This is a genomic window from Alicycliphilus denitrificans K601 (genome assembly GCF_000204645.1).
GTDB lineage: Bacteria > Pseudomonadota > Gammaproteobacteria > Burkholderiales > Burkholderiaceae_C > Alicycliphilus > Alicycliphilus denitrificans.
Window position 1 is genome coordinate 3,154,051 of the sequence record NC_015422.1, and the last position, 12,738, is coordinate 3,166,788.

The window sequence follows — 12,738 nt, forward strand, 5'->3', positions numbered from 1 at the left end:
CCGCTTACATACAATGTCAGGTTGCGGCCTGGGCCGGCCCCGCAGGCCGGGCGGCCGCCAGCAGCCTTCCAATTCTTGCCCGAGAACTTTCGCCATGCCGCGTTTTTCCCCGTCCCTGATCTCCGCATTGCTGGCTGCCGGCCTGCTGGCAGCCTGCGCCAGCAGCCCCGAGGACAAGACCGCCGGCTGGAGCACCGACAAGATCTATGCCGAGGCGCGCGACGAGCTCAACGGCGGTGCCTACGACAAGGCCGTGCCGCTGCTGGAAAAGCTCGAAGGCCGCGCCGCCGGCACGCCGCTGGCCCAGCAGGCCCAGTTGGAAAAGGCATACGCCCAGTACAAGGGCGGCGAGAAGGCCCAGGCCATCGCCACGCTGGACCGCTTCATGAAGCTGCACCCGGCGAGCCCCGCCCTCGACTACGCGCTGTACCTCAAGGGCCTGGTGAACTTCAACGAGAACCTGGGCCTGTTTTCCTGGCTCTCGCGCCAGGATCTTTCCGAGCGCGACCAGAAGGCCGCCAAGGACTCCTTCGAGTCCTTCCGCGAGCTGGTCACGCGCTTTCCCGAGTCGCGCTACACGCCCGACGCGCGCCTGCGCATGACCTACATCGTCAACTCGCTGGCGCAGTACGAGGTGCACGTGGCCCGCTACTACTACCAGCGCGGCGCCTACGTGGCGGCCATCAGCCGCGCGCAAAGCGCCATCACCGACTACAAGGACGTGCCCGCCACCGAGGAGGCGCTGTACATCCTGGTGCGCTCCTACGACGCGCTGGGCATGACGCAGCTGCGCGACGACGCGCAACGCGTGCTGCAGGCCTCCTACCCCAACAGCAGCCTGCTGAGCACCGGCTTCAAGGCCAAGGACAATCCGTGGTGGAAGTTCTGGTGAGCGCGTCCAGCGCCGCCTCGAACTCCTCCTGCGACGCAAGGCGGCGCATCGCGGGCAAGGCCCGCATCAGGCGCTTGCCGTAGCCCTTACCAACGAGGCGCGTGTCGGCCACGACCAGCACGCCGCGGTCGCTCTCGCGCCGTATCAGGCGCCCGGCACCCTGCTTGAGCGCCACGGCGGCGGCCGGCAGGGCAAGTTCGCGAAACGCGCTGCGCCCTTCCCGCGCAAGCCGCTCGCTGCGCGCCCGAACCAGCGGGTCGCCCGGCGAAGGAAAGGGCAGCTTGTCGATCACCAGCAGCTGCAGCGCATCGCCGGGCACGTCGAAGCCCTCCCAGAAGGTAGCCGAGCCCACCAGCACCTGGCCGGCGGGATGGCCGCCTGCATGGGCCTGCGAGCGAAAGCTCTCCATGATCTGCCGTTTGGGTGCCTGGCCCTGCACCAGCACCTCTATGCCGCCACCGGGCAAGAAGCGCTTCTGCAGCACGGCGGCCACCGCCTGCAGCGCCCGCAGGCTGGTGGTCAGCACCAGCGTGTGCCCACCCAGGCGCGCCACGGCATCGCTGACCCAATGCGCCAGCTGCACGCTGTGGGCGGGATCGGTGGGCAGCGGCAATTGCCCAGGCACGTAGAGCGCGGCCTGGCGCGCGTAGTCGAACGGACTGGGCACGCGCAGGATGCGGGCGTCCTGCAGGCCGCAGGCCTCGGTGAACCAGCGCAGGCCGGCATCGTCGCCCAGCGTGGCGGAGGTGAACACCCAGGAGCGGGCATCCGCCGCCTGCGCCGCGCCCCCTTCCTCGTCCCAGGCGCCCTGCGGCGCGGGCGCGCCGTGCCACAGCGCATGCAGGGCCGGCGCCACGTCCAACGGCGACTCCGACATGCGCGGCTGGCCCGCCACCTCCAGCCAGCGCACCCTGCCCCCATCGCCCGCTGCCGAGAAATGCGCCAGGCGCTCCAGCAGCGCAACGGTGCGCTGGTGCAGGTGCTGCAGGTCGGGGGCCAGCCCCGCCAGACCGTCCAGGGCCGCCAGGGCGGCGCGCAGCGCGGCCACCACGGCATGCAGCGCATCCGCCCATTGCGCGGGGTCCACGCCGTCGGGCGCCGGCCCCGCCCAGGGCACGCGGGCTGCCCCATGGTCGCCCGGATCGCCACCGCCGCCAGCGGCCAGCAGGCGCAGCGTGCGCACCGCATGGCGCAGCCCGTCATGCAGGGCCTGCCAATCCGCCAGGCCGCGCGCCCAGCGCAGGCCTGCGGCCCGCAGGTCCTGGCCCAGGTCCAGCAGCTGGCCGGTGCCGAGCTGCGCGCCCAGGAATTGCGCCGCCGTCTCGGCCAGCTGGTGGGCCTCGTCGAAGATCACCACGCCCGCGCTGGGCAGCAGCCGGGCCACGCCCGATTCGCGCACGGCCAGGTCGGCAAAGAAAAGATGGTGGTTGATGACCACCACGTCTGCCGCCAGCGCTTCGCGGCGCGCCTGGTAGACATGGCACTGCTGGAAGCGCGGGCAGTCCGCGCCCAGGCAGTTGTCCCGCGTGGAGGTGACCAGGGCCACGGCGGCCGAGCGCTCGTCCAGATCCGGCAGCTGCGCCAGATCGCCGGTGAGCGTGCCCTGCGCCCACCGCTCGATACGGCCGAGGTCCCGCGCCAGATCGGCATCGCCCGCCCTCTCGTCCTGGCGTGCCAGTTCCAGGCGATGGCGGCACAGATAGCTGGACCGCCCCTTGAGCAGCGCCGGGCGCAGGGGCAGCGCGAGGGCGCGCTGCAGCAGCGGCAGGTCGCGGCCGAAGAGCTGGTCCTGCAGGGCCTTCGTGGCGGTGGAGACCAGCACCCGCCGGCCGCTCAAGAGAGCCGGCACCAGGTACGCGAAGGTCTTGCCCACGCCGGTGCCCGCCTCCACCACCAGCCGCGCGGGGGCGCCGATGGCGCCCGCCACCGCCAGGGCCATGTCCGTCTGGCCCGTGCGGGGGCAAAAATGGGGCAGCACGCGCGCCAGCGGGCCTTCCGGCGCGAAGGCCCGGGCCACCTGGTCATCGAGCTGCATGGGAGGAGACGGGAAGGTGGCGTCTTGAGGGCGTTGGTTCATACTGCGCTGCTTGATCATAATAGGCAGCCGCGTCGCCACCCGGACGCCGCAAAGCGCCTGCCTTCTCCTGCCCACATGACCAAAGCGTTCCGCATCAGTGCCTCCACCGGCATCCACAAGGGTGACCGCACATACCAGCAGGACCAGGTCGCCCTGCTGCCGCACCCCCGCTTCAACGGCTGCGTGCTCGGCGTGGTGGCCGACGGCATGGGCGGGCGCAGCGGCGGGCGCAAGGCCTCCGACCAGGTCATGCTCACGGCGCGCCAGCTTTTCGAGCGCTATTCGCCCGCGACGGACGACGCGGCCGCGCTGCTCAAGCACATCGTCCAGGAGGCGCACATCGTGATCCGCCTCACGGCCATCTCGGCCGAGCAGGAGCCGCACAGCACGATCGCCGCCTTCGTGATCAACCCGCGGGGCGATTGCCACTGGGTGCATGCCGGCGACTCGCGCATCTACCACTTCCAGCACGGGCAGCTGGTCTTTCGCACCAGCGACCACTCCTACGTGCAGGCGCTGGTGGACCGCGGGGAGCTCACCGAGGCCGAGGCCGGCCGCCATCCCCACTCCAATGTCCTGATCGGCTGCCTGGGCGCGGAGAGCGATCCCCCCGTCACGACACACCTGATCCCCCAGCTGCAGCCCGGCGACATGCTGCTGGCCTGCAGCGACGGCGTCTGGCACTACTTCTCGTCGGCCGAGCTGGCGTCGGTGCTGGACTCGCTGGCCCCGCGCGAGGCCAGCGAATTCCTCATCGACAAGGCGCGCGCCCGGTCGCGCGGAGGCGGCGACAACCTGTCGCTGCTGGTGGTGAAGATCGAGGCGCTGGCCGATGAGAAACGGCTGCCGCGCCCGGTGCAGCTCACGCCCCAGGCCTGAGATTCAAGGCGTGGCCTGATTGCCGGGCGGCAGCGGAGCCGGCGGCTTGCGGCCCGAGGCGGCGGCCTCCGCCTTTTCGCGCTCGTGCCGTTCGCGGCGTTCGCGGGCCTGTTGCTGCTTGGCCTCGTAGCGGGCGCGCGATTCGGTGATGCGCTGCTGCTCGGCCTGCTTGCGCCGCTCCAGGTCTGCCGCATGCTCGGCGGCGCGGCGCCGCTGCTGCTCGGCGCGCTGGCGCGCTTCCTGCTCGCGCGCCTGCGCATTGTTGCGCTCGGTGGCGCGCGGAGGGGCGGGCTTCTCGCCAGACTGCAGCTTCTCTTGCTGCTCCTGCCGCCGCTCCTCGATGGAGCGCATGCGCTGATCGGCCTTCTCGCGGCGTTCCTCATCGTTGATCTGCAGCTCTTGCTGGCGCAGCGCATTGTCGGCCGCGCGCGCCTTGGACCGCACCTTGCGCAGGCAATCGTTGACCGCGAACGCCTGGTAGCACGCGGCCTCGTCCTTGCCCAGCTGCGCCTGGACGGCCTGCCGCTCGGCCTGGATCTGCTCGCGCCGGGCCTGCCTTTGCAGCTGTGCCTGGCGCGCGGCCTCCTCCTGCACCGCTGTGGCGGCAGCCGGCTGCGCAGCCTGGGCCGGCACCAGCACGGTGGCGCCCAGCACGATCAGCATCCGGGTGAAGGCAGGCAGGAAATCCGAAGGTCTCATGTCAATCCCGTGTCCACCATGCGCCGTTCAAGCTGCAGGTATTCCTTGGACTGCATCTCGTTGAGGCGCGAGACGGTGCGTGGAAACTCGTGCGCCAGCGGCCCTTCGGTGTAGAGTTCCTCGGGCGGAACGGCGGCCGAGACGATGAGCTTGACGCGCCTATCGTACAGCACGTCCACCAGCCAGGTGAAGCGCCGCGCGGGCGAGGCCAGGTTGACCGGCATGTAGGGCACGCCCGACAGCAGCACGGTGTGGAACTGGGTGGCGATCTCCAGGTAGTCGTTCTGCGAGCGCGGGCCCATGCACAGGTCGCGGAAATCGAACCACACCACGCCACCGGCGCGGCGCAGGGCGCGGATCTCGCGTGCCTCGATGTGCAGCACCGGGTCTTCGTCGTGCACCTCGGCCAGCAGGTCGAAGGTCTCCCGCATCGCGGCGTCGGCCTCGGGGCCCAGCGGGCAGTGGTAGAGCCTGGCATTCTCCAGCGTGCGGCGGCGGTAGTCGGTACCGTTGTCCACGTTGACCACTTCCATGCGCTCGTTGAGCAGCGCGATCGCGGGCAGGATGCGGTCGCGGTGCAGCCCGTCCGGGTACAGCTCGTCGGGCTTGAAGTTGGACGTGGTGACGAAGCCCACGCCGTTGTCGAACAAGGACGCCAGCAGGCGGTGCAGGATCATGGCGTCGGTCACGTCCGCCACGTGGAACTCGTCGAAGCAGATGAGCTTGTAGCGCTTGGCGATGCGCGCGCCCAGGGCATCCAGCGGGTTCTGCTGGCCCTGCAGGCCGGCCAGTTCACGGTGCACCTCGCGCATGAATTCGTGGAAGTGCAGGCGCACCTTGCGCTTCAGGGGCACGGCGTTGAAGAAGCAGTCCATGAGAAAGCTCTTGCCGCGCCCCACCCCGCCGTACATGTAGACGCCCTTGGGTATTTCGGGGTGGTTGATGAGCTTCTTCAGCGCGTTGGAGCGGCGGCTCTTGTACTGGCCCCACTCCTGCGCGCAGCGTTCGAGCGCATCCACGGCGCGCAGCTGCGCCGGGTCGCTCTTGAAACCCTTGGCGGCGAGTTCCGCCTCATAGGCCTGCCTGACGTTCACCGATGTTCCTTGCTTTGAAAACAATAGCTGCCAGCGCTTGACTAGTAAGCGCTGGCAGCCATTTTTACCCCGAACTTCAGAAGTTGAGGGTGCGCTTGTCCACGGCCAGCGCCGCTTCCTTGGTCGCCTCGGACAGCGAGGGGTGGGCGTGGCAGATGCGGGCGATGTCTTCACTGCTGGCCTTGAACTCCATCGCCACAACGGCCTCGGAGATCAGCTCGCTGGCCAGGGGGCCGACGATGTGCACGCCCAGGATCTCGTCCGTCGCGGCATCGGCCAGGAACTTGACGAAGCCCGTGGTGTCGCCCAGCGCGCGTGCGCGGCCGTTGGCCAGGAACGGGAAGCTGCCGGCCTTGTACTTCACGCCGTCCTGCTTGAGCTGCTGCTCGGTGCGGCCGACCCAGGCGATCTCGGGGCTGGTGTAGATGACCCAGGGGATGGTGTTGAAGTTGACGTGCCCGTGCTGGCCGGCGATGCGCTCGGCCACGGCCACGCCCTCCTCCTCGGCCTTGTGCGCGAGCATCGGGCCGCGCACCACGTCGCCCACGGCCCAGACGCCCGGCAGGTTGGTCTTGCAGTCGGCATCGACCACGATGGCGCCGCGCTCGTCGAGCTGCAGGCCCACGGCCTCGGAGTTCAGGCCGGTGGTGTTGGGCACGCGGCCGATGGAGACGATGAGCTTGTCCACGTCCAGCCTCTGCTCTTCGCCCTTGGCGTTGGCGTAGGCGATCGAGACGCCCTTCTTGCCGTTCTTGACCTCGCCGATCTTCACGCCCAGCTCGATCTTCAGGCCCTGCTTGTCGAACGCCTTCTTGGCCTCCTTGGCGACCTGCTCGTCCACGGCGCCCAGGAAGGTCGGCAGGCCTTCGAGGATGGTCACGTCCGCGCCCAGGCGGCGCCACACGCTGCCCATCTCCAGGCCGATCACGCCCGAGCCGATCACGCCCAGCTTCTTCGGAACCGCGCCGATAGCCAGTGCGCCGTCGTTGGACAGCACGTTGACCTCGTCGAACTCCACGCCGGGCAGCGCGCGCGCATTGGAGCCGGTGGCGACGATGACCTGCCTGGCCGTGAGCAGTTCCTCGGCCTTGCCCGCCACCTTGACCTCGTAGCCGCCATCGACGGCGCGCGCGAACGAGCCACGGCCGTGGAAGAAGCTGACCTTGTTCTTCTTGAACAGGTACAGGATGCCGTCGTTGTTCTGCTTCACCACGGCGTCCTTGCGGCCGATCATCGTGGCCACGTCCATGGTCACCTTGCCGGTGCTGATGCCGTGCTCGGCGAAGTGCTTGGTGGCGTGCTCGAAGTGCTCGCTCGACTGCAGCAGCGCCTTGGACGGAATGCAGCCCACGTTGGTGCAGGTGCCGCCGGGCGCGGCGCCGCCTGCGGCGTTCTTCCACTCGTCGATGCAGGCCACGTTCATGCCCAGCTGCGCTGCGCGGATGGCTGCGATGTAGCCGCCGGGGCCGGCGCCGATGACGATGACGTCGAATTGTTTGCTCATGGTTTCTTCAGGAATAGGGGAGAGAAAAAACCCACCGCCGGGCCAGGCCGAGGGTGGGTTGTCGAGAGTTACACCCTGCTGCAGATCACAGGTCGAACAGCAGGCGCGAGGGATCCTCCAGCGCGTCCTTCATGGCCACCAGGCCCAGGACGGCCTCGCGGCCGTCGATGATGCGGTGGTCGTAGGACATGGCCAGGTAGTTCATCGGACGCACCACGACCTGGCCGTTCTCGACCACGGCGCGGTCCTTGGTGGCGTGCACGCCCAGGATGGCCGACTGCGGCGGGTTGATGATGGGGGTGGACATCATCGAGCCGAAGGTGCCGCCGTTGCTGATCGAGAACGTGCCGCCGGTCATCTCCTCGATGCCCAGCTTGCCTTCGCCGGCCTTCTTGCCGAACTCGGCGATCTTCTTCTCGATGTCGGCGAAGCTCATCTGGTCGGCGTTGCGCAGGATGGGCACCACCAGGCCGCGCGGCGAACCGACGGCGATGCCGATGTCGAAGTAGCCGTGGTAGACGATGTCGGTGCCGTCCACGCTGGCGTTGAGCACCGGGTACTTCTTGAGCGCGTGCACCGCAGCCTTGACGAAGAAGGACATGAAGCCGAGCTTCACGCCGTGTTCCTTGGTGAACGCATCCTGGAACTTCTTGCGCAGCTCCATCACCGGGGCCATGTTGACCTCGTTGAAGGTGGTCAGGATGGCGTTGGTGGATTGCGACTGCAGCAGGCGCTCGGCCACGCGGGCGCGCAGGCGGCTCATGGGTACGCGCTGCTCGGGGCGCTCGCCCAGGTCCAGGGCCGATGACGGAGCCGCCACCTGGGGCAGCGCCTTGGCGGGCACGCCGGTGGGGATCACGGCGGCGGTGGACTTGACGCCACCGGCCACGGCCGCCAGGGCGTCGCCCTTGGTGACGCGGCCATCCTTGCCGCTGCCGGCCACCTGAGCGGCCGACAGGTTGTTCTCGGCCAGGATCTTGGCGGCGGCGGGCATGGCCACGTCGCCCTTGCCGCCGCCGGCGGCGGCCGGTGCGGCGGCAGCCGCCGCGGGGGCCGCTGCGGCAGGCGCTGCAGCGGCGGGCGCGGCGGCGCCGGCCTTGCCCTCGGTGTCGATCCTGGCGATGGGCTGGTCGGACACGACCGTGCCGCCATCACCCACCAGCAGCTCGGCCAGCACGCCGGCGGACGGGGCCGGCACTTCCAGCACCACCTTGTCGGTCTCGATCTCGATCAGGATCTCGTCCTGGGCGACGGCCTCGCCGGGCTTCTTCTTCCACTGCAGCAGCGTGGCCTCGGCCACGGACTCGGACAGCTGGGGAACCTTGACTTCTACGATTGCCATGTTGGTGTTCTTTCCAAAAAGTGTTTTGTTCTGAATGAGTGGGTTGGTGGCCTTACTTGGTCAGGACAAAACCCTTGAGCTTGGCGAAGGCGGCCTCGACCAGGGCCTTCTGCTGGTCCTGGTGCAGGTGTGCGTAGCCCACGGCGGGCGATGCCGAGGCGGCGCGGCCGGCGTAGCCGAGCTTCTGGCCCTCGTGCATGTTCTCGTGGATGTTGTGCTGGATGAAGAACCAGGCGCCCTGGTTCTGCGGCTCGTCCTGGCACCACACGATGTCGGTCGCGTTGGGGTACTTCTTGAGCTCGGCGGCGAAGGCCTTGTGCGGGAAGGGATAGAGCTGCTCGATGCGGATGATGGCCACGTCGCTGCGCTCGGCCTCGGCGCGCTTCTTCACCAGGTCGTAGTACACCTTGCCCGAGCAGGCGATGACGCGCTTGACCTTGGCCGCGTTCTTGGCGATGGCCTCGTCGCGCTCGCCCAGCACGGTCTGGAAGCCACCCTTGGTGAACTCGGACAGCGGCGAGGTCGCGTCCTTGTTGCGCAGCAGCGACTTGGGCGTCATGATGACCAGGGGCTTCCTCAGGTTGCGCACCATCTGGCGGCGCAGCACGTGGAAGATCTGGCTGGCCGTGGTGGGCTGCACGATCTGCATGTTGGCATCGGCCGCCAGCTGCATGAAGCGCTCCAGGCGCGCCGAGCTGTGCTCGGGGCCCTGGCCCTCGTAGCCGTGCGGCAGCATCAGCGTGATGCCGTTGACGCGGCCCCACTTGACCTCGCCCGAGGCGATGAACTGGTCGATCACCACCTGCGCGCCGTTGGCGAAGTCGCCGAACTGCGCTTCCCAGACCACCAGGGTGTTGGGGTCGTTGGAGGCATAGCCGTATTCGAACGCCAGCACCGCCTCTTCGGACAGGATGGAGTCGATGACGACGAAGGGCGCCTGGTTCTCGGCCACGTTCTGCAGCGGCACGTAGGTGCCCTCGTCCCACTTCTCGCGCTTCTGGTCGTGGATGACGGCATGGCGGTGCGTGAAGGTGCCGCGGCCGCTGTCCTCGCCCGACAGGCGCACGGGGTAGCCGCTGGCAACGAGCGAGGCGAAGGCCATGTGCTCGCCCATGCCCCAGTCCACGTTGATCTCGCCGCGGCCCATGGCAGCGCGGTCGTCGTAGACCTTCTTCACCAGCATGTGCGGCGTGACGCTCTCGGGGATGGTGGTGATGCGCTCGGCCAGGCGCTTCCACTCGGTCAGCGGGATGGCGGTGTCTGCGGCGTCCGTCCAGGTCTTGCCCAGGAACGGGCTCCAGTCCACGGCGTACTTGCTCTTGAAGTTGGTCAGCACCGGGTCGATGGTGTGCTTGCCTTCGTCCATGGCGGCGCGGTAGGCCTTGACCATGTCGTCGCCCAGCGTCTCGCCCAGGCCCTGCGTGGCCAGCTTGTCGGCGTAGAGCTTGCGCGTGCCGGGGTGCTGGGCGATCTTCTTGTACATCAGCGGCTGGGTGAGCATGGGGGTGTCTTGCTCGTTGTGGCCCAGCTTGCGGTAGCAGATGATGTCCACCACCACGTCCCTGGAGAACTCCATGCGGAACTCCAGCGCCAGCTGCATGGCCAGACACACGGACTCGGGGTCGTCGCCGTTCACGTGCAGCACGGGCGACTCGATCATCTTCACGATGTCGGTGCAGTACAGCGTGGAGCGCAGGTCGCGCGGGTCGGACGTGGTGAAGCCGATCTGGTTGTTGATGATGATGTGCACCGTGCCGCCCGTGGTGTAGCCACGGGTCTCAGACAGCGCCAGCGTTTCCTGGTTCACGCCCTGGCCCGCGAAGGCGGCGTCGCCGTGCACCAGCACGGGCAGCACCTGCTTGCCCTTGGGGTCGGCGCGGCGGTCCATGCGCGAGCGCACCGAGCCCTCGACCACGGGGTTGACGATTTCCAGGTGCGAGGGGTTGAACGCCAGGCTCAGGTGCACCGGGCCGCCGGGGGTGGACACGTCGGAGGAGAAGCCCTGGTGGTACTTCACGTCGCCCGCGGGCAGGTCTTCGGGCGCGGTGTGGTCGAACTCGGCGAACAGGTCCTTGGGCATCTTGCCCAGAGTGTTGACCAGCACGTTCAGGCGGCCGCGGTGGGCCATGCCGATCACCACTTCCTGCACACCCTTGGCGCCGGCGGACTGGATCAGCTCGTCCATGGCGGCGATGAAGCTCTCGCCGCCCTCGAGCGAGAAGCGCTTCTGGCCGACGTACTTGGTGTGCAGGTAGCGCTCCAGGCCCTCGGCGGCCGTCAGGCGATCGAGGATGCGCTTCTTCTTGGCCGCATCGAAGGCTGGCTTGCTGCGGGTGCTCTCGAGCTTCTGCTGCCACCAGCGCTTTTGCGCCTGGTCGGTAGCGTACATGTATTCCGCGCCCACGGTGCCGCAGTACGTTTCGCGCAGCGCGTTGAGCAGCTCGCGCAGGGGCATGCTGTCCTTGCCGAAGAAGGTGTTGCTGGTGTCGAACACCGTTTCCTGGTCGGCATCGGCAAAGCCGTAGAACGAGGGCTCGAGCTCGGGAATGGCGGGCCGCTCGGCGCGCTTCAGGGGATCGAGGTCCGCCCAGCGCGCGCCGACGTTGCGGTAGGCGGCGATGAGCTGCTGCACGGCCGTGCGCTTGCGGCCCATCTCGGCGTCGGTGCTGGCAACGACCACCCGGGTGCCGCCGGCCTTGGCGCGCTCTGCGAAGGCGTTGATGACCGGAAGATGAGGAACGTCCTTGGCATTGCTGCCGTCTACCGCGGGCACATGTTGCAGTGCGTCAAAGTATTCGCGCCAGGAATCGGGCACGCTGCCGGGGTTGGCGAGATAGTTCTCATACATCTCCTCGACGTAGGGGGCGTTGCCGCCGAAGAGATAGGTGTTGCCTTGGTAGGCTTGGTAGACGGATGTGGGCTCGCTCATATTCCGCTGACCTCCGCTTCCCTGAAGGAAGCATTAGCTGGTTGACAAACCTTCCGCGTCACGGCTGAACCGGTTGGCGGATGCGACTGTGGCAGGGGAAGGACCTCGTTTGCGGGCGCTATTGTGCCATCGAACACGGGCGGGCGCGCCGCACGGCGCCGGGCGGCTTGGCTTACAGTTGGCCGTTGTCCACTTCCTGCCGCCCATGCACCCGCTCCTGCTCCAGAACCGCACCCTGCTGCTGCTGCTCGCCGCCGTGACCCTGGCCTTCGGCGCCATTCTCTGGCCGCTCAACGGCGCCATCTTCTGGGGCGTGGTGCTGGCCATCCTGTTCACGCCGCTGCACCGCCGGCTGCTGCGGCGCATGCCGCGCCGGCGCAACCTGGCCGCGTTCATCACGCTGTGCATCTGCCTGGTGATCGTGATCCTGCCCATGGTGTTCATCGGCATCTCCCTGGTGCAGGAAGCCAGCGTGGCCTACGAGCGCGCTCGCTCGGGGCAGCTGAACTACGGCGCCTACCTGCAGCAGGTGCTGGCCGCCCTGCCCGCCTGGGTCCTGGAGCTGCTCGACCGCTTCCACCTCACCTCCATGGCCGAGCTGCAGGCGCGCCTGACGGCCGTGGGCGCCCAGGCCAGCCAGTTCCTGGCCACCAAGGCGCTGGACGTGGGGCAGAACACGCTGCAGTTCATCGTGAGCTTCGGCGTCATGCTGTACCTGCTGTTCTTCCTGCTGCGGGACGGCCCGCGGCTGGCGGCGCGTATCCGCCAGGCCATTCCGCTGGATACGGAGCACAAGAATCAGCTGGCCCGCAAGTTCACCACCGTGATCCGCGCCACCGTCAAGGGCAACATCGTGGTGGCGGCGGCGCAGGGGGCGCTGGGCGGGCTCATCTTCTGGATCCTGGGCATCCAGGGGCCGGTGATGTGGGGCGTGCTCATGGCCTTCCTGTCGCTGCTGCCGGCCGTGGGCGCCAGCCTGATCTGGGGGCCCGTGGCCATCTACTTCCTGGCCACGGGATCCACCGGCCAGGCCGCGATCCTGACCGCCTACGGCGTCGGCGTCATCGGCCTGGTGGACAACCTGCTGCGCCCGCTGCTCGTGGGCAAGGACACCAAGATGCCCGACTACGTGGTGCTGATCTCCACGCTGGGCGGCATGGCGCTGTTCGGGCTGACCGGCTTCGTGATCGGCCCCGTCATCGCGGCGCTGTTCATGGCCACCTGGGACCTGTTCGCGCCGGTCGACGATGGGCAAAGCTCCTGAAAATATAGCTGCATGCGCTTACCCACAGGGCGCAACAGGCCAATAGCGCCCCAAACCA

9 protein-coding genes are annotated in these 12,738 nt (G+C 68.4%); 3 read left to right on the forward strand and 6 right to left on the reverse strand.

Going from position 1 to position 12,738, the window contains the following annotated elements; genetic code table 11:
- Positions 1-94: 94 nt before the first annotated feature.
- A complete protein-coding gene (locus tag ALIDE2_RS15010) occupies positions 95-892 on the forward strand; it encodes an outer membrane protein assembly factor BamD (RefSeq protein ID WP_013519484.1) in 798 nt (265 codons plus the stop codon).
- Here ALIDE2_RS15010 and ALIDE2_RS15015 read toward each other — a convergent pair.
- Positions 855-2,927: a DNA repair helicase YoaA gene (locus ALIDE2_RS15015; RefSeq protein WP_013722488.1), complete on the reverse strand. Its 2,073-nt coding sequence runs from the start codon at positions 2,925-2,927 to the stop codon at positions 855-857. The two genes, ALIDE2_RS15010 and ALIDE2_RS15015, sit on opposite strands and share 38 nt — an antisense overlap.
- Before the next feature lie 117 nt (positions 2,928-3,044).
- Here ALIDE2_RS15015 and ALIDE2_RS15020 point away from each other — a divergent pair, with 117 nt between their 5' ends.
- Positions 3,045-3,848, forward strand: coding sequence for a PP2C family protein-serine/threonine phosphatase (locus ALIDE2_RS15020; RefSeq protein WP_013519486.1), 804 nt, complete (start codon positions 3,045-3,047; stop codon positions 3,846-3,848).
- A 3-nt stretch (positions 3,849-3,851) separates the two neighbouring features.
- Here ALIDE2_RS15020 and ALIDE2_RS15025 read toward each other — a convergent pair whose 3' ends face one another.
- The 5 genes from ALIDE2_RS15025 to ALIDE2_RS15045 form a co-directional block, all read right to left on the reverse strand.
- Complete coding sequence (locus tag ALIDE2_RS15025) at positions 3,852-4,547, reverse strand: hypothetical protein (RefSeq protein WP_013519487.1); 696 nt, start codon at positions 4,545-4,547, stop codon at positions 3,852-3,854.
- Positions 4,544-5,641, reverse strand: a complete 1,098-nt coding sequence (gene zapE, locus ALIDE2_RS15030) for a cell division protein ZapE (RefSeq protein ID WP_013519488.1) — start codon at positions 5,639-5,641, stop codon at positions 4,544-4,546. Before zapE ends, ALIDE2_RS15025 begins: the two co-directional genes overlap by 4 nt.
- Positions 5,642-5,717: 76 nt before the next feature.
- Positions 5,718-7,145, reverse strand: a complete 1,428-nt coding sequence (gene lpdA, locus ALIDE2_RS15035) for a dihydrolipoyl dehydrogenase (RefSeq protein ID WP_013519489.1) — start codon at positions 7,143-7,145, stop codon at positions 5,718-5,720.
- A gap of 85 nt (positions 7,146-7,230) precedes the next feature.
- Positions 7,231-8,487 (reverse strand): 2-oxoglutarate dehydrogenase complex dihydrolipoyllysine-residue succinyltransferase, encoded by a 1,257-nt coding sequence (gene odhB, locus ALIDE2_RS15040; protein ID WP_013519490.1) that lies wholly within the window; start codon positions 8,485-8,487, stop codon positions 7,231-7,233.
- Between the two features lie 52 nt (positions 8,488-8,539).
- The gene (locus ALIDE2_RS15045) at positions 8,540-11,416 is read right to left on the reverse strand and encodes a 2-oxoglutarate dehydrogenase E1 component (protein WP_013519491.1); all 2,877 of its coding nucleotides are present in this window, start codon (positions 11,414-11,416) and stop codon (positions 8,540-8,542) included.
- A gap of 205 nt (positions 11,417-11,621) precedes the next feature.
- Here ALIDE2_RS15045 and ALIDE2_RS15050 point away from each other — a divergent pair, with 205 nt between their 5' ends.
- A complete protein-coding gene (locus tag ALIDE2_RS15050) occupies positions 11,622-12,680 on the forward strand; it encodes an AI-2E family transporter (RefSeq protein ID WP_013519492.1) in 1,059 nt (352 codons plus the stop codon).
- The last annotated feature ends 58 nt before the right edge of the window (positions 12,681-12,738 follow it).